The following is a 22,742-nucleotide window of genomic DNA, read 5'->3' as shown; positions in this document are numbered from 1 at the left end:
CGATGAACCGCCCTGCGACCATCCACGTCGCAGAGCAGCGCCCCGAGGCCGGCGATTCGGTCCTGTTCCTGCACGGTGGCAGCGTCGCCGGCTGGTCGTGGACCGAGCAGGCCAAGGCGCTCCCCGACCACCATGCCCTCATCCCCGACCTGCCCGGGTTCGGCGCCTCGGCGCGGCATCCGTGGACCGACCTCGCGACGACGGCCGACGAGCTGGCCGATCTCGTCCGCGAGCGCGCCCACGGCGGCAAGACCCATGTCGTCGGGCTGTCGCTCGGCGGCGTCGTGGGCGTGGCCCTCGCGGCGCGCCACCCGGACGTGATCCGGAGCGTCTTCGTGACCGGAGCGATCCTGCGCGGCGTGCGCGGGTTCGGCCGCTGGGCCGGACTGGCCCAGATCCGCCTCTTCGGCAGCCCCGGGTACTGGAAGGCGATGGCCCGGGTGTACCGCATCCCACCGGACACGGTCGACCTGTTCGTCGCGACGGGGCTCGGGATCGACCGTGACTCGGTCCGCCGGATGGTCCCGGAGATCTACGACGGCGTGCCGGCCCGCGAGCTCGACGGGCTCCGCCGGCTCACCGCCCCGATCCTCGCGATCGTCGGCGAGAAGGAGTCCCCGACCTTCCGCGACGCGCTGGACGAGGTCACCTCCCGAGTTCCCCACGCGGAGGTGCGGCTCGCCCCGGGGATGCACCACGTCTGGGACGTCGAGGACCCGGACCTGTTCCACACCACGCTCGCCCACTGGCTGGCGACGGGCGAACCGTCCCCCGCCCTGCGCCCGGTCGGGCCGAGGGAACGGGGTGCACCTGCGGCGAGGTGAGAGCCCCGGGCCGTTCGCGGGCTGGTCGGCCGGGCAGGGTGTGCTGTTGTGGTGGGTGCCAGGTCTGCTGAATCTCGTTCACCTGAGCCCCGGATTTGCGGGCTGAGCTGAACAATTCAGCCAGGGTGAATCAGGCGTGGTCGCGCCGAACGAAATTCAGCAGACCTGGCACCCTTCACTCGGGGCTACCTCACCCCGGCGAGCTCCACGCCGCTCCGCCTCAGCGGCCGCGCACCGCAGCCGTCGAGGCCCGCACCATGAGCTCCTGCTCCGCGGTCCGACGCCGGGGGCGCGCGGCCCGCGGCAGGAGTGCGAGCTCGAGCGCCTGACGTCCCATCTCCTTCATCGGCAGGTGCACCGTCGTCAGGGCGGGCGACAGGTGGCCGGCCACGGTGACGTCGTCGAACCCCGTCACCGAGACCTCGCCGGGGACCGCCACGCCACGCTCCCCCAGCACCGACAGCACACCCACGGCCATGTCGTCGTTGAGCGCGAGGATCGCCGTGACGTCCGGGTGCTCGTCGAGGATGCGGCGGGCGGCCTCCTTCCCGCCGTCGAGCGTGAACTCCGCCTCGACCACGGGCAGGTCGGCCAGCGCCAGGCCGTACGCGCCCAGCGCCTGCTCGATGCCGGCGAGCCGGTCGGCCATCGTCGCCAGCCCTCGCGCCCCGGTCGCGACGCCGATGCGCCGGTGCCCGAGCTGGAGCAGGTGCTCGGCGATCGCGCGGCCGCCCTCGACGTTGGCCGGGACCACGGCGTCGACACCGAGCTGAGGATGCCGCCCGATCACGGCGACGCGCCCGCCGACCGCCTCGAAGCCCTGCACCTCGGCCTTCATCCGCGTCTGGATGTCGCGGTCGAGGTGCCCGGACCCCGCCACGACGATGATCCCCACGCGGGCGTTCACGAGCGCCCGCAGCTGCGCCACCTCGGTGAACGGGTCCCGGCCGGTGTGGCAGATCTGCACCATGCGCCCGTGCGCGCTCGCGACCTCCAGCACGCCGCTGGCGATCTCGGCGAAGTACGGGTCGCCGATCTCGTGCACCACGAGCCCCACCCCCGGGCTGGCGCCGCTGGCGAGCGACCGCGCGTGCACGTTCGCCACGTAGCCCAGCTCGGCGGCCACGGTGCGTACGCGCCTCGCCAACGCCTCGGACACGCCGGGCGCGCCGGACAGGGCGCGCGAAGCGGTGGCGATGGAGACGCCGGCGTGCTCGGCGACGTCGACCAGACGTAACCCGGAGGTGTGCTTCCGCATGAGATCTCCTCGCCGCAGGTAAAGCCATGGGTAATGGATGGTGCCAAAACCCTTGTCACTCAGCGTCCCAGTTCCTAGAGTGCCGTAAGCGGTTACGGAAGCGCTTGCCACAAAGGAGTGGACCATGAGAGCAACCCGACGCCTGACGGTAGCGGCTGTCGCCGCGACCACGGCACTGACCCTGTCCGCCTGCCTGGCGAGCCCCGACCAGGGCGACGACCAGGGCGCGGAGTCCGGCGGCCCCGACGACCCCATAGTCATCGGCGTCTCCCTCCCCCTGACCGGCGACTTCGCCGAACCCGGCAAAGGCGTGCAGCGCGGCTACGAGGCGTGGGCGGCCCACGTGAACGAGAACGGCGGGCTCCTGGACCGCCAGGTGGAGCTCGTCATCGTCGACGACCAGTCCAGCGCGGACCGGGTCGCCTCCGACTACGAGCGCCTGATCAACCAGGACGGCGTCGACCTGATCTTCGGGCCGTTCTCGACCCGGCTGGTGGTGCCCGCCGCACAGGTCGCCCAGGACTACGGCTTCCTCTTCGTGGAGCCGGCGGGCGCCGCCGCCGAGGTGTTCGAGCAGGGTTTCGACAACCTGTTCTACGCCGCGCCGGCCATCGCCGACGACCACTACAACCACCTCGCCGACCACATCCTCGCCCTGCCGGAGGACGAACGGCCCGAGACGATCGCCGTCGCCTCCATGGACGACCCGTTCGCCCAGGGCACCGCGTACGGCCTGCGCGACGCGCTGGCCGCCGAGGGCATCGAGGTGGTCGTCGACGAGGTCTACCCGCCGAACACCACCGACTTCAGCGGCATCGCGGCGAAGATCGCGGACTCCGGGGCCGACCTGCTCGTCGTCGGGTCGCAGTACCAGGACGGCGTCAACCTCGTCGTCGCGCTGCAGCAGCAGGGCTACCAGCCCGAGATGGCCGCCATCTCCGGCGCCCCGACGAACGCCGAGTTCCCCGCCGCCATCGGCGACAAGACGGAGGGCATCCTCGCGCCCACGGGCTACACGCCCGATGCGCCATACCCCTCGAACGAGGAGTTCGTAGCGGCCTACTCGGAGGAGCACGACGCAGAGCCCGCGGAGGACGAGGCGAACGCCTGGACCACCGGCCAGGTGGTGGCCGCAGCGGTGGAGGCCGTCGGCTGCGCCGACGCGTCGCCCGAGTGCCAGCAGCAGCTCATCGACTGGCTGCACGGCAACGAGGTCGAGACCGTGGTCGGCCCGCTGAGCTGGGACGCGCAGGGGCGCCCGCAGAGCGCGCACCTGATCCAGCAGTACGTCGACGGCGAGATCACGATCGTGCTGCCCGACGACGTCAAGGAAGCCGACCTCGTCCACCCAAAGCCCGAGTGGTGATCGCATGACCGGTGCCCTGTTCGCGCAGAGCCTGGTGCTGGGCATCCTCCTTGGCGGGCTGTACGCCCTCCTGGCCGCCGGCCTGACGCTGTACTTCGGCGTCATGCGGGTGGTCATGATCGCCCACTCCGCGTTCCTGATCCTCGCCGCCTACCTCGCCTGGTACTTCCACGAGCGCTCCGGGCTCGACCCGCTGCTGTCGCTGGTCATCACGGTGCCGCTCTTCTTCGTCGTCGGGTACGGGATGCAGCGGTTCCTGGTGTCCCGGCTGCGGCCCATCAGCCTCACCACCATGTCGGTGCTGCTCACGTTCGCGGTCGCCCTGACCATCGAGGGCCTGCTCGGCTTCGTGTGGACCGGGACGCAGCGCCGCGTACAGCTCGAGTACTCCGGGGCGAGCATCGAGGTGGCCGGCGTCAGCATCGCCGTCGTCAAGCTGATCGCGTTCGCCCTCGCCGCGGTGTCGCTCGGGGCGCTGTACCTGATCCTGCGCAAGACCTCCTTCGGCCGGGCACTGCGCGCCACCACCCAGCATCCCGAGGCCGCGCGACTGATCGGCATCGACACCGACCGGGTGGCCGGGCTCGGTTTCGGGCTGGGGCTGGCGACGGCCGCCGTCGGCGGTACGGCGCTCGCGCTCGACTACACGATCTACCCGTCGCTGCACTGGCACTGGATAGGTCCGCTGATGGCGATCATCGTCGTCGGCGGGCTGGGCAGCATCCCAGGAGCCGCGATGGCGGCGATGCTGCTCGGCGTGGCCGCGAGCCTGCTCCAGGTACCGCTCGGCACCACCTGGGCGCAGACCGTGTTCTACCTGGCCCTGTTCCTGACCCTCATGATCCGCCCGCAGGGATTCTTCGGAGGTCGCCTTGCCCAACGGTTCTAGCAACGTCCGGACCTCCCGGCCGACGGCGGTGCGAGCCGCCCGGACCGTCGCGCTGCTCGCCCTCGTGGCACTGATCGTCCTGTTCCCGTCCCTGGCCCCCGACCCGTTCATCCTGTCCGTCGGCGTGGTGATCCTGAGCTACGCGGTGCTCGCGACGTCCTGGAACCTCGTGGGCGGCTTCACCGGGTACATCTCGCTGGGCCACGCCGCCTACTCGGGACTCGGCGGGTACGCGACGGCGCTGCTCATCCTGCGTACCGGGATGGACCCGTGGCTCGCGCTGATCGCGGGCGGCCTGATCGTCGCCGTCATCGCGGTTCCCGTCGGCATCGCGTCGCTGCGCGTGCGGGGTGCGTCGTTCGTGATCGCGTCCATCGCGCTGGTGCTCATCGTGCAGCTCGTGTTCCAGAGCTGGCACACGTTCACCGGCGGCTCGAACGGGCTGCGGGTGCCTCGTCCGTTCGGCACCGAGGTGCTGCGGCCGGAGCAGCACGAACGCTTCTTCTACCTGCACGCCGTGCTCCTCGCGCTGGCGCTGCTGACCTGGTGGCTCATCGAGCGCTCCCGGCTCGGCGCCGGGCTCAAGGCCATCCGGGAGGACGAGGACAAGGCGCAGGCGCTCGGCGTGCCGACCTTCGCCTACAAGCTCACCGCGCTCGTGGTGAGCGCGTTCTTCACGGCCCTGGGCGGCGGCCTGTACGCGCTCTGGTTCGGCTACCTGGACCCGATCTTCCAGTTCTCGATCCTCATCGGCAGCTACATGGTGCTCATGTCGCTGCTCGGCGGCGTGCGCAGCCTGTTCGGCCCGCTGCTCGGCGCCGTCGTCGTCGGCTACGCCGTCGAGGTGTTCAAGTCCCAGTACGGCGACACGCAGCTCCACCTGGTCGCCACGGGCGTCCTGCTCGGCCTGGTCGTCCTGTTCATGCCCGACGGCGTCATCCCGGCGCTGACCTCGGCCCTGAACCGGCGGCGCGGGGCGGCGTCGATCCGTGAGGTCAGCGCCGAGGAGCTGGCGAACCAGCGTGAGGAGACGGCCCGATGACCGGTACCACGGGCAGCCCGACAGGCTCCGTCACGACGCGGGACCTGACCAAGTCGTTCGGCGGCGTCCGGGCGATCGACGGCGCCTCCGTCGCCTTCCACGAGGGCGAGATCAACGCGCTGATCGGCCCCAACGGCTCCGGCAAGACGACGTTCTTCAACTGCGTGACCGGCATGATCCGGCCCGACAGCGGCACCGTCACCTATCAGGGCCGGGACGTGACCGGGCTCCCGCCGCACCGGATCGCCCGGTCCGGGATCGGCCGCAGCTTCCAGCTCTGCCGAATCTTCCCCCGGCTCACCGTGCTGGAGAACATGCTGGTAGCGGTGCAGCCGCACGGGCTGCTGCAGCGGCTGCGGGGATCGCGCAACCCCGCCGACGTCGGGCGGGCGCGCGAGCTGCTGGCGCGCGTCGGCATCGACCACCTGGAGCACGCCGAGGCGCGCGACATCTCCTACGGCCAGCAGAAGCTGCTCGAGCTCGCCGGGGTGCTCATGGGCGACCCGCGCACGATCATGCTCGACGAGCCGGCCGGCGGGGTGAACCCGGCACTCGTTGACCGGATAGCCGACCTCGTGCGGGAGCTCAACGCCGAGGGCCGCACCTTCATCATCGTGGAGCACAACATGGAGCTCGTCATGGGTCTGAGCGACCACGTGGTCGTGTTCGACAGGGGGCGGCCGATCGCGCAGGGCGCCCCCGCCGTCGTGCAGGACGACCCCCTGGTCCTGGAGGCATACCTTGGCGTCTGAACCGGCCTCCGCACAGGCCTCCGACCCGGCCGCCGTCGAACCCCTCCTGCGCCTGACCGACGTCCAGGCCGGCTACGGCCGCGCGGCCCTCGTGCTGCGCGGACTGTCCGTGACGGTCGCGCCGTCCAGCGTAGTCTGCCTCGTGGGGCCGAACGGGGCGGGCAAGTCGACGGTGCTCAAGGTCGCCAGCGGTCTGCTGACGCCGCGCGCCGGGCAGGTGGTGGTGGACGGCGTCGACGTCACCGGGCGCACCCCGCAGCAGCTCCTGGCCGCCGGCCTGTCCCACGTGCCGCAGGGGCACAGCGTGTTCCCCGAGATGACGGTGGCGGAGAACGTGCTGCTCGGCGCCTACACGGTGCACGACAGGTCGGTGATCGCCGAGCGCGCCGACTTCGTCACCGGGCTGTTCCCGCTGGTCGGCGAGCGCTGGTCCGCGCTGGCGGGTGCGCTCTCGGGCGGGCAGCAGAAGCAGGTCGAGTTCGCCCGCTCGCTCATGGTGCGGCCCAAGGTGGTGCTGCTCGACGAACCGTCCATGGGGCTCGACCCCAAGGCGACGGGAAAAGTGTTCGAGCAGGTGCAGCGCATGCGCGACGCCGGTACGGCGGTGCTGCTCGTGGAGCAGAACGCGCGCCGGGCGCTGGAGGCGGCCGACGTCGGCTGCGTGCTCGACCTCGGCAAGGTCCACATCACGGGCCCGGCCCCGACCCTCCTCGCCGACCCCCGCCTGGCCCAGCTCTACCTGGGCGGCCGCCCCAAGGAGGTGCCCTGACCCCTTGGCTGTGGGCGCACAACACACGGCTTCCCGGTGGCAGCTCGAAGGAGAACCGTCATGTCGTTCAGGACTCTGCTCGGAAAGACGCTCGGCGGCGCAGGACAGGTCGTGCTCGGCCTCGCCATCCTGGCCGCGCTGCTGGCCGGCCTGCACCTCGCGCCGACAGCGCCGATAGCGCTGACATCGCCGACAGCGCCGACAGCGCCGACAGCGCTGACATCGCCGGACGGGCCCATACCGGCGGACCGAGCCGGCTCGCCGTACCAGGACAAGCTCGCCGACTACGGCGTCTGCCGGGGTACCGACCCGGCCTGCTACAACGACTGGGACCTGCCGCGCCACGACGACGGCGTCGTGCGCGTGCTCGTCCTCACCGCGACGGGCAGCTCCCGGCACGCGCACCTCGGGCCGCTGCTGCCCGCCGGGATGAACCCGCCGCTCACGTCCGCGCACGTCGCGCAGAACGCGGTGGTCCGGTGGGGGCAGGAGCACGGGTTCGAGGTCGACTGGACCGAGGACGTGCGCCAGCTCGACGCCCCGGCCAAGCTCGCGCCCTACGACGCCGTCGTGTTCCTCAGCAACTCGCGCACCATGCTCGACGACGCGTCCCAGACCGCGCTGCTGCAGTACGTCCGGTCGGGCGGCGGCTTCGTGGCCGTCCACAACACGCTCGGCGCGATGTACCACTGGCCGTGGTTCCAGGGCCTGCTCGGCGGGGCCAGCTTCTACGACCACGGACCGCACCGCGACGGGCAGGTCGTGACCGTCGACCGGCGCGACGCCTCGACGCGCGACCTGCCGCGGCACTGGGACTTCCGCGACGAGTGGTACCACCTCGAGCCCTTCCCCACGGGCGTGCGGTTCCTCGCCGAGGTGGACACCGAGACCATCGGTGACCACACCGGGTTCAACGGGCACCCCGGGCACGCGGGCGACCACCCCGTCTCGTGGTGCCAGTACTACGACGGCGGTCGCGCCTGGGTCACCACGCTCGGCCACGACCCGGCGGCCTGGACCGAGGACTCGGCGCTCGCGGGCGCAGGGTCGTTCGAGGCGCACGTGGTGGGCGGGATCCTCAGCGCGGCCGGCGCGCGCCCCTTCTGCCGGTAGGTCTCGACGTTGTCGACCACCGAGACGGTTCGACCAGCGACAACAGCACTCCGCAATGACGACGACGACATTCAGGAGGCACCATGAGCAAGCGACGATGGCGATCGGTGGTCGCCGCGGTGGCGATCACCGCGGCCGCACTGGTCCCGTTGACGACGACGACGCTGACGACCGCGACGGCCGATCCCGGCCCGATCGCCGACCCCGCTCCGGAAGAGCTCCAGTCCACGCTGGGCCTCGTCCTGGAGGAGTACGCCCAGTTCCCCAAGACGGAGCCGATCCCGGCGCCCACCGACCGTCGGCTGATGCGGCACGCGCGCATCAACGGGCTCGGTGAGCTACCGGACGGGTCGGGCCGCACGTACGTGCCGGACCTGAACGGCCCGCTCTACCTCGTCGAGGACGGCGAACCGCAGGTCTACCTGGACGTGGCCGCCGAGTTCGCCCCGGAGTTCTTCTCGGGGCGCGGCATGGGCAGCGGGTTCGGGTACGCGACGTTCCACCCGGACTTCGAGGACAACGGCACCTTCTACACGGTGCACACGGAGCGTCCCGGCAACGCGGGACCACCGCAGGACCCCACGACGTACCCGCCGCAGAACCCGACGTTCCTGCACTCCGTGGTGACCGAGTGGGTGGCGGACGACCCGGCCGCCGACGTCTTCTCCGGGACGAGCCGTGAGGTGCTGCGCCTGGGCTTCGCCGGCCAGATCCACGCGATCCAGCAGATCGACTTCAACCCGACGGCACGGCCCGGCGCCGAGGACTACGGCCTGCTCTACCTCGCCGTCGGCGACGGCGGGCGGGGTGTCGGGACCGGCATCCCGCAGGACATGGGGACGCCGGCGGGCAAGATCCTGCGCATCGACCCGGCCGGGAGCGACGGGCCGGGCGGAACCTACGGGATCCCGCCGTCGAACCCGTTCGTCGGGACGCCCGGTGCGCTGGGCGAGATCTACGCCGTCGGCATGCGCGACCCGCACCGGTTCAGCTGGGACAAGCAGGGCCGGCGCGGCGACACGCGCATGTTCCTCGGCCACATCGGCGAGCACGCCATCGAGGCCGTCTACGACGTGCAGGCCGGCGACAACTTCGGCTGGGGCGACCGCGAGGGCAAGTACGTCTTCGACTCGGCCGACCGCTGCAACCTCTACCCGCTCCCGGAGAACGACGCCGAGCTCGGCTTCACCTACCCGGTCGTCGCGTACGACCACGACCCGCCGCCCGGCTGGCCGTGCACGTCGGACAGCGGCTACGCGATCAGCGGCGGGTTCGTCTACCGCGGGCACGACCTGCCGGCCCTTGACGGCAAGTACCTGTTCACCGACCTGGTCGAAGGACGGGTGTTCTTCGCCAGGGAGTCGCAGATGCGGCGCGGCGGACCGGAGGCGCAGATGTACGAGCTCGCGCTCTACGACACCGACGGCACCCGCAAGCGGATGCCCGACCTCACCGGCGACGAGCGGGCCGACCTGCGGATGGGCCGCGACCGTTCGGGCGACCTCTACCTGATCGCCAAGGCGAACGGGAAGATCTGGAAGGTGGTCGACACGATCAGCGCGCCGGTGCCGCGGGACGTCACCCGCTCGCTGGAGCCGAACCAGGTGAGCCTGTACGACTTCGAGCACCCGTTCCAGCAGGACGGGGCCGTCGAGATCGACCGCGGCGCGTCCCGCACGTACCTGGACCTGGTCAACGGCGGGGAGGACATGCGCGTCGCCGACGGCGCCCACCCGGGCAGCAACAACTCCGTCCAGCTGGGGCAGGTGGACCAGTCGGCCGTCGGCAACGACGACTGGAAGGCGGGCGTGTACGACGCCGACGGGGTCGACACCCTGTCCGCGCTCAGCGGGGTGGACGGGATCACGGTGATGGGCTGGGTCAAGATGACCGGCCAGAACCCGAGCCCGAACACCAACAGCGCCGACCCGGACGACCTCTACAACGCCATCGGCCTGGCGGGCGTGCTCAGCGGCGACTCCGACGGGCACGGCGTGCGCGCGCTCCTGGAGATCATCGAGGTGGACGGCGAGCTGCGGCTCGTCGCGCTCGGCCGACGGGTCGACGGCGGCGAGTCGCAGACCTTCGCCGCGCACGAGGACTGGCGCACCCTGCTGCCCCGGGACGAGTGGGTGCACCTGGCCGCCACGTTCGACTACACCACCGGCCGGATGGCGCTGTACCGCGACGGTGAGCGGGTGCCCGGCTTCTACACGAAGGACGGCGACCCGTGGCAGGTCGACGGTTCCGGTGCCTCCGGGACGACGCCGCGCGGGATCAAGATCGGCGGCAGCTTCCCGCAGGACACGCGGGAGGCGAACCCGTGCAGCTGCAGCATGGACACCCTCCAGCTGTTCGACAAGGCGGCGACGTCGCGGGAGGTGGCCCACCAGTACCGGCTCATGAACCGATAGGCACTCCCGTGCCCGGCGGACCGGCCCACCTGTGCCCGCAGGTGACCGGCCGCCGTCGGCTCGACGTCCTGACAGCCGCCGGCAGCGCAGTTCGAGTCCAACCGAGCAACTTACATCGCCACGCAGAGGCCCACGAAACTAGGGACTGGTCTGGCCAGCCATCAGTTCCCGTACTGCGACCGAAAGGTCCTGCTCCAGGCGCTGCCACGACTCAAGCTGTCGGACCGGCCCGTCGACGTCAAGCCGCTGCAAAAGAATTCGCCGGTTCGTCGACCACTGAGTCACCGCGCGGCGGTGCTTACGCCCCGAAGTGCCAGTCGCCGCCAATAGTGCTGCCTTCAGAACTGCCTTTGGGTCGTGCGTGCGTTCGATCCCATTCAGATTCGGCAGAGACATCGGCTCCCTACCCGACGGACGTCCGACAGCGTCCCGAATAGCCTGCTCGTCTACAAGCAACCACGCTTCGGTCATCTGCACCGGCACAACCGGGCAACCCGGCAGGCCGCTCTCCTTCAGCGCTGATTGGATCTCAGCAATCCTCGGACTCGGATCCCGTCCGTCCGCATCGCGATGCACCAGGACAAAGTCGAAAGTGTTGTCCTCATCACGAAGAGCCTTCAGCTTCTCCAACACCGGCGCACTCCCGGAGCGCGGAATCCCTAATGCCTCACTAACACCCTCGCGCAATATTAGTGTCTCCAGGTGCTCGACGAGCGCTTCGTCTGAAGTACCTTCACACAGGAAGAAGAAGGTCAGGCTGACACTCACTGTTCAACCAATCCGAGGTCCAACCTGAGTTGCGTTTCCTCGTCGGATTCCAGGAAGACCTGAATATCCTTCTGCGTCAGCGCTGCTTGATTCTTCGAGTCTCTCCAGGTTCCACGCAACGGAAGCAATCGAAGGGTTGCTGCTCTCCGCCCGTCGCGCATAACAGTCGCGTTTTCAGCAAATAGCAGATCAGCAGCGTGCTGCGCCTCCACGTAGCGAGGCGAGTGAGTATTGACAACGACCTGGCGCATAGGATTGTCGTCTCCCGGAGCCTCATCCGGGTCGACCGCAATACCGCGCACCAGATCCGCCATAACCTCAATCCTGGCTGGATGTATCCCATTTTCGGGCTCTTCCATGCAAATCAGACCTGTATAATCTGGGTCGTTCGCCATAATGGACAACGCCAAGAAGCGCAGGGTTCCGTCCGACAAGCTTCGGGCCGGGAGATCCGGCCCTGAACGGATCGAAGCCCTAAGGGTGAGCGTCTGCCTTTGCGGATCGATATCTACATCAACACTGCGCACGTCGGTCAGAGCAGCAGCACTCGCAGTCACCGCCGCCAGCGCGTCCGGCCCTCTCCTCGCTGCAATACGACGGAGTGCCGCCGGCATGTGCTCGCCATTTTCGGTCATCACGTCGGGGTCTGTGACATTGTCAGGTCGCCGAAGCGCCGAGGGCTCAAGCGCGAGGTTGCGCCAACCTTGCATCTCCCGTCGAGCAGCGAGCACCGTGGGGTCGTCACTAGTCGTCGTTGTGCTCATTACAGTACGGGGGGCCCGCGCAGCGGGAGATTTCCGCGTTTGTCCGCGGCTACCACCATCCTGGTGAACGTTGATTATCCGCACGCCTTCGTCTTCGGTTGTCGAGATGTACGCACTGCCTCGCCGACGGTTCATTAAGACTGCATCGCGAAAGGCCTGCTTGCTATGCTCCCATGGGATTTTCTTCGCAGCGTCACCGAGGGTGATATACCCTAACTCTTCCCGGATTAGCCGCATGCGGTCACCGCCAACCCCAATACCGTCTGCCGCAGCGACATACTGGAGCTCGAGGTCGTACCGGAGAAACGTCGCTGTAGGGTTCGCGTCTCGCCCGAAATCGTCTTGCACATGCCTGTCGACAATGAATTCTGCGCCGAACCGCATGCGGGCACCCTCATTAGCACCCGCCCAGAATAGGCTGGCAAGGTCGGCTGCCGGCGTACCCGGCGTCCTGAGTTCCGAAGCGGCCTCGACGAAAGTTTTGTCCGCCATTGACGATAAAAATTGGATAGCATCGAACACGTTCGATTTGCCGATGGCATTTGGCCCTGCAATACAGGTAAAGGGGCCGAAATCCACGGAGAAGTCAAGTAGGTTCTTGAACCCATCGACTTCTAGGTGCGTTAGCATTAACTTCTCCGGTCGGTTCGGATTGGGCCGCAGGTCGTCCTTCGTCGCACTACCGGATCATACTGCTGCACCGAAGTCGTACGTAGTTCGGTAAGTGGACCAGGCGATGTCCGTCGGCGGCAGCACTGGCTCACCACCAACCCTCGTTGGCGTCTGGACGCGCTTCCCATCTGAGTCACACCGGGCGCCTACGTACGGGAGCAGCATTGGCTTGCAGGGCCTGCCGTCAGTTCTGTCTCGGCATAGCATGTGCGGCATGGCCGCCGAGAAAGCGCTTACCTCCCCGATCCGCATCGACAGCTCGCGCCCCGCCCGCTCGATCCTGCGCCTGCTCGCCCGCCGACCCGGCCGCATGTCGGTGGCGATCGGCGCGTTCACGGTCAAAGAGATCCCGATGTGGTTCCTGCCGGTCGTCACGGCCGCCGTCATCGACATCGTGGCGACGGGCGGGCCGGTCCGCGACGTGCTCGTCTGGTTCGCCGTGGCCGCCGCCCTGCTGCTGCAGAACTTCCCCAACCACCTCGTCTACACGCGCAACTTCATGACGGTGGTGCGCGACACCGGCGCCGGCCTGCGCAACGCGCTCGCCGCACGGCTGCAGAGCCTGTCGATCGGCTACCACACCAGGGCGAGCTCGTCGGTGGTGCAGTCCAAGGTGGTGCGCGACGTCGAGAACATCGAGGTGATGCTCCAGCAGGTCACCCACCCCCTGCTCTCGTCGCTGATGGTGCTCGCCGGCGCCCTGACCATGACGGCGCTCAAGGTCCCCCAGTTCCTGCCCGTCTACGTGCTGGCCGTGCCGCTCGCGCTCGGGCTGCGCTGGGCGACGGCCCGGCGCTCCCGCGACCGCAACGAGCACTTTCGCCGTGAGGTCGAGGGTTTCGCCTCCCGCGTGGGCGAGATGGCCTCGCTCATCCCGATCACCCGCGCCCACGGCCTGGAGCAGACGGCGGTCACCCGCCTGGCCGCTGGAGCCGACGGCGTCCGCCGGGCGGGCCTGCACCTCGACATGCTCAACGGCCGGGTCGCGTCGCTGTCCTGGGTGACCATGCAGCTGCTCGGCGTCACGTGCCTCGCGCTCGCCGCGATCTTCTCCCTCACGGGCTTCCTACCCGTGACGCCGGGCGAGGTGGTGCTGCTGTCGGCCTACTTCACGCTGCTCACCCAGGGCCTGACCCAGCTGCTCATGCTCATCCCGGTCACGGCGCGCGGCATGGAGTCTGTGCGCTCGATCGCCGAGGTGCTGGAGGAGCCCGACCTCGAGGAGAACGCGGGCCGCCGCACGGTCGACGTCGTCGAGGGCGAGCTGACGCTGGACCACGTGCACCACCGCTACCCCGGCTCCGACGACGATGCCCTGCACGACGTGACGCTCACCGTCCCCGCGGGCGAGACGGTCGCGTTCGTCGGCTCGTCCGGGTCGGGCAAGTCGACGCTGCTGAACCTGGTGCTCGGCTTCATCCGCCCGACGTCGGGCCGGGTGCTGGTCGACGGCACGGACGCGCAGGAGCTCGACCTGCGCACCGTGCGCCGCCACGTCTCGGTGGTGCCGCAGGAGTCGGTGCTCTTCGAGGGCACCATCCGCGACAACGTCACCTACGGGCTCCCGGACGCGCCCGACGACGTCGTCCGCGCCGCCCTGCGGGACGCCAACGCGCTGGACTTCGTGGACGCGCAGCCGCAGGGGTGGGACACCGTCGTCGGCGAGCGCGGTGCCCTGCTGTCGGGCGGCCAGCGGCAGCGCATCGCCATCGCCCGCGCCCTGGTGCGCGACCCGCGCATCCTCCTGCTCGACGAGGCCACCAGCGCCCTGGACACCGAGTCGGAGACGCTGGTGAAGGAGGCGCTCAGCCGCCTGATGACGGGGCGCACGACGCTGGTCGTCGCGCACCGGCTCTCCACCATCCGGCAGGCCGACCGCATCGTCGTGCTGGAGCACGGCCGCATCGTGGAGCAGGGCACGCACGACTACCTGGTCGCCCACGGCGGCCGCTACGCGACCCTGCACGCGACCCAGGCGGGATAGCTCCCGATACATCGGCGATATGCCCTGCGACCTAGGCTGCACGTATGCGTGTGCTGATCGTGGAGGACGAGCCCTACCTGGCCGAAGCCGTCCGGGACGGTCTCCGGCTGGAGGCGATCGCCGCCGACATCGCCGGCGACGGCGACTCCGCCCTGGAGCTCCTGAGCATCAACTCCTACGACCTCGCGGTCCTCGACCGCGACATCCCCGGCCCGTCCGGCGACGAGGTCGCCCGGCGCATCGTCGCCTCCGGCAGCGGCATCCCGATCCTCATGCTGACCGCCGCCGACCGGATCGACGACAAGGCCTCCGGGTTCGAGCTCGGCGCCGACGACTACCTCACCAAACCGTTCGAGCTCCGCGAGCTCGTCCTGCGCCTGAGGGCCCTCGACCGGAGGCGCGGGCGCGCCCGGCCCCCGGTCAGCGAGATCGCGGGGCTCCGGCTGGACCCCTTCCGCCGAGAGGTCTACCGGGACGGCCGCTACGTCGCGCTGACCAGGAAGCAGTTCGCCGTGCTCGAGGTGCTCGTCGCAGCGGAGGGCGGCATCGTCAGCGCGGAGGAGCTGCTGGAGCGGGCGTGGGACGAGAACGCGGACCCCTTCACCAATGCCGTGCGCATCACGGTCTCGGCCCTGCGCAAGCGGCTCGGCGAACCGTGGCTCATCGCGACGGTGGCCGGCGTCGGCTATCGCATCGACTCGTCAGGAGATCCGGGCCGTGGGGACGACGACCGTGGATAGAGCGCCGGGGCCGAGCGTCCGCCTCAGGCTCACCCTCAGCTACGCGGGGTTCCTCATGATCGCGGGCACCTTGCTGCTCGCCACCGTGTGGCTGTTCCTGCTGCGGTACGTACCCGACGAGGCCATGTTCAGCCGCGGAGGCTTCGTCCCCGACCGTAGCGACCTCCAGGCCGCTTTCGCACCGAAGGCGGCCCTCGCGATGGTGTTCCTGCTGGTGTTCGGTCTGGTGGGTGGCTGGGTTCTCGCCGGCCGGATGCTCGCCCCGCTGACTCGCATCACCGAGGCCACCCGCAGGGCCGCGACCGGATCGCTGTCGCACCGGGTAGGGCTGGAGGGTGGCAACGACGAGTTCCGAGAGCTCGCCGACGCCTTCGACACCATGCTGGCCAGGCTCGAGGCGCAGGTCACCGAGCAGCAGCGCTTCGCGGCCAACGCCTCCCACGAGCTGCGCACCCCGCTGACGATCTCGCAGACCATGCTCGACGTCGCCCGGAACGATCCGGGACGGGGCGCCGACGAGCTCGTCGACCGTCTCTACGCCGTCAACTCCCGGGCGATCCAGCTCACCGAGGCTCTGCTGCTGCTCAGCCGCAGCGACCAACGGGCGTTCATGCGCGAACCCGTCGACCTGTCCCTGGCCGTGGAGGAAGCTACCGAGACGCTCCTCCCCCTCGCCGAAGGACGCGGCATCACCATCGAGACGTCCGGCGACATCACTCGGGCCATCGGGTCGCAGGCGCTCCTGCTGCAGATGACCACGAACCTGGTCCACAACGCGATAGTCCACAACCTGACCGACGGCGGCAGCGTGCGGGTCAGCACCGCAGCCTTCGCCGACGGCGTGCTGCTCACCGTCGAGAACACCGGCGCGCACCTCGACCCGCAGCTGGTGTCGACGCTCACCGAACCGTTCCAGCGGGGCACCGAACGCGTCCACAGCGACTCGGGTGTGGGCCTCGGCCTGGCGATCGTGCGGAGCATCGTCCAGGCGCACGACGGCACCCTCGCCGTGGCGCCCCGGCCCGCCGGCGGGCTACGCATCACGGTGCGCCTGCCCGCCGCGATCGTGCCGGACGTCGGCATATCGTCGGCATATTGAAAACAGGAGACGCTCGGGCAACGTCGGCTCCGCTTCGCTTGGAGCATGACTCGACAGGAGCTCGCCCAGCCCCCCGCACCTGCCGGCGTTTCCGCCCGGCGACCAGGCCGCCGTCCGCGCCGGCGTCTCACCGTATTCGGCCTCATCGCGACGGCCGTAGCCTTGGCCGCCGTCTTCGGTGCCTACCCCCTGTTCGACCGCGCCGCTGCGCCGGTCGTGCTGGCCGTCGGCGACGCTCTGGACACGAGCCCCGACCCTGCCGGGTCGACCGGTGTGGCCGGTGGCGAGCTCCCCGACGGCACCGCGACGCTCGACGACGACCTCCCGGCCATCACCGGGCTCGATCCGGAGCTCCGGGAGGCCGTCCGCCAGGCTGCGGCGGACGCGGCCGCCGACGACATCGACTTCTGGATCACGAGCGGCTGGCGCAGTCCCGCCTTCCAGGAGCACCTGTTCGACGAGGCGGTCCGGACGAAGGGCCTGGCCGAGGCCCGTCGCAAGGTCAGCACCCCCGAGAAGTCCAACCACGTCAGCGGCAAGGCCGTCGACATCGGACCGACAGAGGGCGACTACTGGCTCATCGAGCACGGCACCGACTACGGCCTGTGCCAGGCGTACTCGAACGAGATCTGGCACTTCGAGCTGCTGACCGAGCCGGGCGGCACCTGCCCGCCGATGCTCGACGGCGCGGCCGGGTGACCGCGCCGCCAGGTGGGCACCCGCCTCGGGCGGGCGGACCAGCCGTGCGGTCACGACGCCCCGGCCGGCTCGGCGACGCCCGCCACCAGCTTGGTCCGCGAGCGCCCCGCGGCGTCCTTCAGCACCACGTACTTGGCCTCGACGTGCGGTTCGAGGGCGCTGAACTTGTCGTTCGGCGCTCCGATGATGAGCTGGAAGCCCAGGCCGCGCCATGCGCCGATCGCGCGTCCGGTGAACTGTGCGTCTGCCTTGATGAGGGCCTCGTCGAGGAAGACCGGTGCGTAGCGTGGCCGGGTCTCGCCGGCGTCGCCGAGCTGGTAGCGCAGGGCCGCGCCGACGATGAAGGCGACCAGCTCCTGGGACTCGCCGCCGGACTTCTCCCCGATGCTGTCGTAGTGCGCCACGTGGTTGCCGTCGAGGTCGACCTTCTCGGCGCTGAGCCGCACGTGTCGCCGCACGTCGACGAGGTCGGCGAAGTCCGGCGCGGTGCGGCGGATGCGGTCGACGACCCGGGCCGTCCGGAGGAACCGCTTCTCGCGCTCGTCGTCGGTGGCTTCGCGGGTCAGCGTCTCACGGAGGCCGCGCAGCTCCTTGCGGAACGAGGCGACGACGGCGGACTGGTTGTCGCTCGCGTCGATCCGGAGCCGGTGGTCGTCGTCGGCGAACGGGAGGTCGGCGAGGATGTCGTTGACCGGTCCGATCCGTTCCTTGATCTCGCGGACCGCTCCGGTCAGGGCGCTGTGCAGGTCGGTGAGGTCGTTCCCGGACAGCCGCAGGAGGCTGTTGCGCCAGTCGGTCTCGAGCTCGTGGATGCCGTTGGTCTCGAGGTCGGCCAGTATCCGGTCGTAGTCGCCGTAGGAGTCGTCCGGGTCGGTGCCGAGGTTGGGGTCGTGCCAGCGTTCCTTGAAGTTCTCGAACGTCCGGCGCAGTGCTTCCCGCGCCGTGCCGAGCGTGGTCTGCGCGGTCTCGCGGTCGGCCTTGAGCCGCTCGGTGGCCTGTCTCAGCGTGTCGTCGAAGGTGGCGAGCGCGGTGTCCGGCGTCCTGTCGGTCTCCGCCGTGTCGGCGGCCTGCGCCGGGCCGGGTGCGCCGCCGCGGAGCAGCGCGTCCAGGTATTCCTGCTGTTCCGGCCGGACGACGACGGCTGCCTCCTCGGCGTCGTCGAGCGCCTGCTGTGCGGTGTCCACGTCGTCGGTGATCGCTGTCCACCGCGCTCTGAGCATGTCGGCGTGCGCTCTGGTCTGCCCGAGGCTCTGGTTGAGCTCGTCGATCCGCTTGTCGAGCGTGCCGGACTGTTCCTGCAGGCGGGCGATCTCGGGGTTGCCGGAGGTGACCTCTTCGATCACCGACGCCCACCGGGCCTGCTCCGCCGTGACGGAGGCGACGTCGACCTGCTCCCAGACCAGGGCGCTGACGGTGCGGTAGGCGTCGAGCTCGTCGTCGTACCGGTTCAGTGCGTCGTCGGCGGCATCGACCCGGGCCTGCGCGGCGGCGAGCGCCGCCCGGGCCTGGTCGAGCTGCTCGTCCAGGTCGGCCAGCAGCCGTCCGTTGGTGAAGCCGAGGACGTTGGAGCGGAGGTTGCCGCCGTGGGCTCCCCTGGCGCCTTCGGACACCTGGCCCGACCGGGTGAGCGCCTGGGTGTGCTGCCCGAGCTGGCCGGGGGTGTCGACGCAGACGTAGGCGAAGCGCCGTGCCAGCTCGCTCGAGAGCCAGCCCGCGAACGGTCCGCGACGGATGTCGAGGCGCCCGGGCAGGGTCCGCGAGTCGTGCCGGACGTCGTCGCGCATCCCGGTGGAGACGGCTTCGAACCGCACGCGCGTGCCGGTCGGGACGCCGTCGATGGCCTTGCGGAACGCCGCGAGCCGGGCGGTGTCGATGAGCATCTTGGTCGCGAAGCCACCGAGTGCGAGGTTGAAGGCTCCGCGCCAGGGCTCGTGCTCGGTGCGGACCTCCAGGAGCTCGCCGACGAAGGGCAGGTCCTCAGGGGTCAGCCCGGCGGCCTCGGCCAGTGCGGTGCGGGCCCGGTGCAGGGCGTCGGGGATGTTGCCCCGCCGCTCGGCGGCTGCTTTGCGCCGGCTCTCGAGCTCGGTGAGGCGGTCCCGCGCGGTGCTCCTCGCTGACATCGCGTCGCCGTACGCGGTGCGGGCGGCCTGCTTGGACCCGACGTCGTCCAGCGCTGCCCTGGCGCGCGCGGACAGGGCCGCGAACTCGGCCTCCGTGGCGGCGTGGGCGTCCAGGACCTCCAGGGCCGTGTCGAGCCGGCCCCGGCTGCGTTCCACCTCGGTCAGCCGGGAGCCGACGGTCTTCAGCTCTCGCTGGGCGGTGGCCAGCCGGTCGCCGCCGGACGCGCGGAGCGTCTCCTGCACGGCCTCCGCCTCGGACTTCGCCGCCGCGATCCGGGAGGTGGTCTCCGCGGCGAGCGCCAGTGCGTCCCTGTGGCCGGTCTGCAGGCGGTGCTCGACGGCGCGCAGGAGGGCGAGCCGTCGTCCGTGGCGCCACAGTGCCGCTGGCGACGTGTCGTCGATGAAGGAACCGATCTGGTCGATGACCTGCAGGCGCCGCGCCGCACGGTCGATGGCGGCGTGGTGCTCTCGGATGGGCGAGAGCGCGTTGACCTGGCGCTTGGCCGTGATCATCTGCTCGCGGGTGCCGGCGAGCTCGTCGAAGTGCTCGACCACCTCGTCCGCCTTGGCCAGCGTCTCCGGCTCTTCCAGGACCATGGCCTTGTACAGCGCGTCGACCGTGGTGATCTGCTGCCCGGCCTGGATCCGGCCCAGCAGCCCGACCGCCTTGTTGCCGTCGCCGGACGCGCCGATCCCGAGCGTCGAGTGGAGCCGTGCGGTGAACTCGCGGTCCGTGTCGAAGCAGGTCAGGCCTGCGGCGGTCACCGCGACGCGGGCCAGCCGCTGCGTAGCGGCCTGCTCGAGGTCGGGGAGGGCGAAGGCGCCGTCAAGGGTGGCTCGCAGCGGGGTCACCTCGTCGAGGCTGCGCGCGGTGGCGGGGACGTACCAGGCGCGGAGCGCTGTGAAGTGCGTCCCGGACTGGTCCACCCAGGTCATCGCGATCGCCGACCAGGTGTCTCGCCCGTCGCCACGCAGCACGCGCTGTCGGGTGCCGTCGTCCGTGCGGGACTCGTCGATCTTGCCGCGCGCGTAGGACAGGATGTTGCGCTGGTCCTTGCCTCGCGGACGGCCGACGACGCCACCGTTCGACGCCCCGTTGAACGGTGTGGTGTGTGGCATGAGCAGCGCGATGTAGGCGTCCATCAGCGTGGACTTTCCCGAGCCCGACGCACCGGACAGCAGGGACGCCGTCGACGCGAACCGGACCTGGTGGTGCCCGTCGTAGCCGCCCCAGTTGACGAGCTGGAGGTCGCGGGCGACCCATTGCTGTCCGGTCGAGGCGACCGGGATCATCCCGAACAGGGTGTCGATCATGGTCATCGCGGGTCCTCCTTGCCTGGCCGCTCGCGCAGCCAGTCGCGCAGCTCGACGAGGCGCTCGTTGCTGAGCACGACCTCGACCAGCGGCGTGACCCGGTAGCGCCCCTCGGACTCCTCTTCGATGATCCCTTCCTTCTCCAGTCTCTTGACCGCGCTCCGGATCTCCGTCTGCCGGGCGGCCAGGTTCTTGTCCTCCGGGTCGAAGAAGGTCAGCACCATCTGCACGACCTCCTCGACGTCGACTCGCGCCGAGGTCTCCCCCGCGCCCCGTTCCCGCTGGAACACGGTGCGCAGGTGGACCAGCACCAGCGTCTCGGCTCTGCCGTACGGGTCGTCCTTCAACAGGATCGGGACGTCCAGCTCGGCCGACCGGACCTGCTTCTTGTACGCGATCCCCCGGTCGTGGTCGACGACGAGGTGGACGAACAGGTCGTGCAGCCGGGACTCGACCAGCTGCTGGTTCTCCAGCAGCGTGCGCCACTGCGCGCGGTTCTTGTCCGCCACGAGGAACCGGCGCTGCAGCAGGCGGACGAGCACCCGGCGCACCGCCACGTCCAGCGTTCCCGTGTCGCCGGCGAACGGCGCCTGGGGATCCTCCTCCATCGAGACCGGCGTGATGAACCCGCCGGACTCCTCGAGCGCTGCCTCAGTCATCCGTGCCTTCCTTCGTCCGTACCGTGACGCCACCGAACGCGAACCGCCTGCGGGACCCGTCGGGTCGGACCGCTTCGACGAACGCGATCTGATCGGTCTCTGCCATGCCGTTCCTGTGCGCGATCTCCAGCAGCCCGAGCAGGTCGACCGGGCGCCGGATCGGCTCGGGTGCACCCCTGAAGACCTCGGCGAGGTCCGCGCTGTCGGCGCCGGCGGCGAACGAGGAGAGATGCTCCGTCAGCTCCGCATAGTGCGGGCCGCCCCACTCGCGCGCACCGTCCTCCAGGCCGGCGTCCGGGTCGTCGTCCAGCACGTGCAGCGGGACCGGCGGTTGGGGTGGGGTCAGGTCGTTCGTCGACTGCCGCAGGTGCGCGATCTCGGCCACGGGCAACCGTCGCACCGGTGCGACGCCCTCCCCGCGGCGGGTGGTCGGCATCCATCTCTGGAAGCTGACCATGACCTCACGCAGCAGCTCGTCGACCTGCCGGTCGCGCAGCGGGTCGTGGTTGCGCACCTGCGTCGTGATGACGTGGGACGCCTGGCGCTGGGCCTTGATGACCTCGGCGACGCCCTGCTCGATCCGCCGGCCCACGTCGCGCAGCTCGGTGCGCTGCTGGCCCGGCAGCCGCCCCGTGAAGCGGTGGCGCAGCACCGTGTCGAGCTGGAGCGACAGCTCGTCGATCCGCTCCGGGTCCCCGATCAGCCGCAGCGCACCGGCGAACGCGCGGCCCTCCGGCGTCGCGTTCATCACCTGCTCGCCCCGTTCCAGGTACTCGCGCAGGACGTCGCCCGACGGGCGCTCGTCCTGGCGCAGCGCGGTGACCACGTCCCGCTGCATCGCCCGGATCGACTCGGCCACGCGCGCGAAGTCCGCCGGCAGCTCACGCACCAGGTGCAGCACGTTCTCCGCCTCCTCCAGCAGCACCTCGTCGTCGACCTCGTCGACCTCGCCCGTGCGCTGGATCCGTGCCAGCTCGTCCTGGAGCCGCCGGATCTGCGCGTCCAGCCGGGACATGCGCACCAGCACGTCGGGGTCGGAGTCCTGGGCGAGCTGCTCCACGGCGTCCAGCAGCGTCCGGACGCGCGACTCCGAGACGCGGGCCCTGGTTCCGCCCGCCCGCCCGGCGACCTCCAGCGCCCCGACCGCGTGCGCGGAGAGCTGGTAGACCTCGATGTCTCCGTCGACGATCTGCCGCTTCAGCCAGCCGACGTCGGACCACTGCCTGCACAGCTCGCGGGCGCTACCGAGGGGGATCGCCCGCGTGCCGTCGGCGTTGAGCTCATACCCCTGGGCGCGCAGCTGGTCCAGGGCATCACCGATCTCGGTGTGCGCCTCCGCGACGGGGACGGTCGACCGCTCGGGCGTGAACACGAGGGACAGCAGCGACACGACGAGCGGCGCGTACCTCCGGTGGAGGAGGTCCAGCATCGGCTCCTGGAAAGCCCGGAGCGCGCCTTGGTACGCACCCTCTGCACGAGTAATCATCGCCGGTCAG

General features: G+C 70.2%; 18 protein-coding genes. 12 read left to right on the top strand and 6 right to left on the bottom strand.

All coding sequences use genetic code 11. The annotated features are described in order from the left end of the window. The first annotated feature begins 2 nt into the window (after positions 1-2). Positions 3-824 carry an alpha/beta fold hydrolase gene (locus APR04_RS14725; protein ID WP_253871451.1) on the top strand — a complete coding sequence of 274 codons (822 nt, stop codon included), beginning with the start codon at positions 3-5 and terminating at the stop codon, positions 822-824. 220 nt (positions 825-1,044) lie between these two features. Here APR04_RS14725 and APR04_RS14720 read toward each other — a convergent pair whose 3' ends face one another. Further along, the gene (locus APR04_RS14720; protein ID WP_253871449.1) at positions 1,045-2,082 is read right to left on the bottom strand and encodes a LacI family DNA-binding transcriptional regulator; all 1,038 of its coding nucleotides are present in this window, start codon (positions 2,080-2,082) and stop codon (positions 1,045-1,047) included. 124 nt (positions 2,083-2,206) lie between these two features. Between APR04_RS14720 and APR04_RS14715 the strand changes: the two genes are divergently transcribed. The 7 genes from APR04_RS14715 to APR04_RS14685 all read left to right on the top strand — a co-directional run bounded on the left by APR04_RS14715 (position 2,207) and on the right by APR04_RS14685 (position 10,427). Next, positions 2,207-3,448, top strand: a complete 1,242-nt coding sequence (locus APR04_RS14715) for an amino acid ABC transporter substrate-binding protein (RefSeq protein ID WP_253871447.1) — start codon at positions 2,207-2,209, stop codon at positions 3,446-3,448. A 4-nt stretch (positions 3,449-3,452) separates the two neighbouring features. Continuing rightward, complete coding sequence (locus APR04_RS14710; protein ID WP_253871445.1) at positions 3,453-4,337, top strand: branched-chain amino acid ABC transporter permease; 885 nt, start codon at positions 3,453-3,455, stop codon at positions 4,335-4,337. Further along, entirely contained in the window at positions 4,321-5,379 is a 1,059-nt protein-coding gene (locus APR04_RS14705; protein WP_253871443.1) for a branched-chain amino acid ABC transporter permease, read from the top strand. Before APR04_RS14710 ends, APR04_RS14705 begins: the two co-directional genes overlap by 17 nt. Continuing rightward, the gene (locus APR04_RS14700) at positions 5,376-6,131 is read left to right on the top strand and encodes an ABC transporter ATP-binding protein (RefSeq protein WP_253871441.1); all 756 of its coding nucleotides are present in this window, start codon (positions 5,376-5,378) and stop codon (positions 6,129-6,131) included. Before APR04_RS14705 ends, APR04_RS14700 begins: the two co-directional genes overlap by 4 nt. Next, positions 6,121-6,900 (top strand): ABC transporter ATP-binding protein, encoded by a 780-nt coding sequence (locus APR04_RS14695; RefSeq protein WP_253871439.1) that lies wholly within the window; start codon positions 6,121-6,123, stop codon positions 6,898-6,900. Before APR04_RS14700 ends, APR04_RS14695 begins: the two co-directional genes overlap by 11 nt. Positions 6,901-6,960: 60 nt before the next feature. Further along, entirely contained in the window at positions 6,961-8,013 is a 1,053-nt protein-coding gene (locus tag APR04_RS14690) for a ThuA domain-containing protein (RefSeq protein WP_253871437.1), read from the top strand. Between the two features lie 83 nt (positions 8,014-8,096). Continuing rightward, the gene (locus APR04_RS14685; protein ID WP_253871435.1) at positions 8,097-10,427 is read left to right on the top strand and encodes a PQQ-dependent sugar dehydrogenase; all 2,331 of its coding nucleotides are present in this window, start codon (positions 8,097-8,099) and stop codon (positions 10,425-10,427) included. A 138-nt stretch (positions 10,428-10,565) separates the two neighbouring features. On the opposite strand, the gene APR04_RS14680 is transcribed toward APR04_RS14685, so the two are convergent. Both APR04_RS14680 and APR04_RS14675 read right to left on the bottom strand, forming a co-directional pair. Next, on the bottom strand, positions 10,566-11,195 hold the full coding sequence (locus tag APR04_RS14680) for a DUF4276 family protein (RefSeq protein ID WP_253871433.1): 630 nt from the start codon (positions 11,193-11,195) through the stop codon (positions 10,566-10,568). Beyond that, a complete protein-coding gene (locus APR04_RS14675; protein WP_253871431.1) occupies positions 11,192-12,589 on the bottom strand; it encodes an AAA family ATPase in 1,398 nt (465 codons plus the stop codon). Before APR04_RS14675 ends, APR04_RS14680 begins: the two co-directional genes overlap by 4 nt. A 256-nt stretch (positions 12,590-12,845) precedes the next feature. Here APR04_RS14675 and APR04_RS14670 point away from each other — a divergent pair, with 256 nt between their 5' ends. Genes APR04_RS14670 through APR04_RS14655 form a run of 4 tightly spaced genes read left to right on the top strand, consistent with a single transcriptional unit; the run spans position 12,846 to position 17,153 of the window. Then, positions 12,846-14,615 carry an ABC transporter ATP-binding protein gene (locus APR04_RS14670; protein WP_253871430.1) on the top strand — a complete coding sequence of 590 codons (1,770 nt, stop codon included), beginning with the start codon at positions 12,846-12,848 and terminating at the stop codon, positions 14,613-14,615. A 44-nt stretch (positions 14,616-14,659) separates the two neighbouring features. Continuing rightward, positions 14,660-15,355, top strand: a complete 696-nt coding sequence (locus tag APR04_RS14665; RefSeq protein WP_253871429.1) for a response regulator transcription factor — start codon at positions 14,660-14,662, stop codon at positions 15,353-15,355. After that, the gene (locus APR04_RS14660; RefSeq protein ID WP_253871642.1) at positions 15,348-16,454 is read left to right on the top strand and encodes a sensor histidine kinase; all 1,107 of its coding nucleotides are present in this window, start codon (positions 15,348-15,350) and stop codon (positions 16,452-16,454) included. The genes APR04_RS14665 and APR04_RS14660 overlap by 8 nt, the downstream gene beginning before the upstream one ends. A gap of 45 nt (positions 16,455-16,499) precedes the next feature. Continuing rightward, positions 16,500-17,153: a M15 family metallopeptidase gene (locus tag APR04_RS14655; RefSeq protein ID WP_253871428.1), complete on the top strand. Its 654-nt coding sequence runs from the start codon at positions 16,500-16,502 to the stop codon at positions 17,151-17,153. Between the two features lie 50 nt (positions 17,154-17,203). On the opposite strand, the gene APR04_RS14650 is transcribed toward APR04_RS14655, so the two are convergent. The 3 genes from APR04_RS14650 to APR04_RS14640 are packed head-to-tail and all read right to left on the bottom strand — an operon-like array spanning position 17,204 to position 22,732. Then, complete coding sequence (locus tag APR04_RS14650) at positions 17,204-20,593, bottom strand: ATP-binding protein (RefSeq protein ID WP_253871426.1); 3,390 nt, start codon at positions 20,591-20,593, stop codon at positions 17,204-17,206. After that, positions 20,590-21,246, bottom strand: coding sequence for a DUF4194 domain-containing protein (locus APR04_RS14645; RefSeq protein ID WP_253871424.1), 657 nt, complete (start codon positions 21,244-21,246; stop codon positions 20,590-20,592). Before APR04_RS14645 ends, APR04_RS14650 begins: the two co-directional genes overlap by 4 nt. Further along, positions 21,239-22,732: a DUF3375 domain-containing protein gene (locus APR04_RS14640; RefSeq protein ID WP_253871421.1), complete on the bottom strand. Its 1,494-nt coding sequence runs from the start codon at positions 22,730-22,732 to the stop codon at positions 21,239-21,241. Before APR04_RS14640 ends, APR04_RS14645 begins: the two co-directional genes overlap by 8 nt. Positions 22,733-22,742: the final 10 nt, after the last annotated feature.

Source organism: Promicromonospora umidemergens (assembly GCF_024171995.1).
Classification (GTDB): domain Bacteria; phylum Actinomycetota; class Actinomycetes; order Actinomycetales; family Cellulomonadaceae; genus Promicromonospora; species Promicromonospora umidemergens.
The sequence above is the reverse complement of the archived record's forward strand: the minus strand, read 5'-3'. Positions and strand labels throughout refer to the sequence as shown.

What these genes read in the sequence shown, in the direction of transcription:
- APR04_RS14725 (WP_253871451.1), top strand. Translation starts at nt 3, where the DNA reads ATGAACCGCCCTGCGACCATCCACGTCGCAGAGCAGCGCCCCGAGGCC.
- APR04_RS14720 (WP_253871449.1), bottom strand. Translation starts at nt 2,082, where the DNA reads ATGCGGAAGCACACCTCCGGGTTACGTCTGGTCGACGTCGCCGAGCAC.
- APR04_RS14715 (WP_253871447.1), top strand. Translation starts at nt 2,207, where the DNA reads ATGAGAGCAACCCGACGCCTGACGGTAGCGGCTGTCGCCGCGACCACG.
- APR04_RS14710 (WP_253871445.1), top strand. Translation starts at nt 3,453, where the DNA reads ATGACCGGTGCCCTGTTCGCGCAGAGCCTGGTGCTGGGCATCCTCCTT.
- APR04_RS14700 (WP_253871441.1), top strand. Translation starts at nt 5,376, where the DNA reads ATGACCGGTACCACGGGCAGCCCGACAGGCTCCGTCACGACGCGGGAC.
- APR04_RS14690 (WP_253871437.1), top strand. Translation starts at nt 6,961, where the DNA reads ATGTCGTTCAGGACTCTGCTCGGAAAGACGCTCGGCGGCGCAGGACAG.
- APR04_RS14685 (WP_253871435.1), top strand. Translation starts at nt 8,097, where the DNA reads ATGAGCAAGCGACGATGGCGATCGGTGGTCGCCGCGGTGGCGATCACC.
- APR04_RS14675 (WP_253871431.1), bottom strand. Translation starts at nt 12,589, where the DNA reads ATGCTAACGCACCTAGAAGTCGATGGGTTCAAGAACCTACTTGACTTC.
- APR04_RS14670 (WP_253871430.1), top strand. Translation starts at nt 12,846, where the DNA reads ATGGCCGCCGAGAAAGCGCTTACCTCCCCGATCCGCATCGACAGCTCG.
- APR04_RS14665 (WP_253871429.1), top strand. Translation starts at nt 14,660, where the DNA reads ATGCGTGTGCTGATCGTGGAGGACGAGCCCTACCTGGCCGAAGCCGTC.
- APR04_RS14655 (WP_253871428.1), top strand. Translation starts at nt 16,500, where the DNA reads ATGACTCGACAGGAGCTCGCCCAGCCCCCCGCACCTGCCGGCGTTTCC.
- APR04_RS14650 (WP_253871426.1), bottom strand. Translation starts at nt 20,593, where the DNA reads ATGACCATGATCGACACCCTGTTCGGGATGATCCCGGTCGCCTCGACC.
- APR04_RS14645 (WP_253871424.1), bottom strand. Translation starts at nt 21,246, where the DNA reads ATGACTGAGGCAGCGCTCGAGGAGTCCGGCGGGTTCATCACGCCGGTC.
- APR04_RS14640 (WP_253871421.1), bottom strand. Translation starts at nt 22,732, where the DNA reads ATGATTACTCGTGCAGAGGGTGCGTACCAAGGCGCGCTCCGGGCTTTC.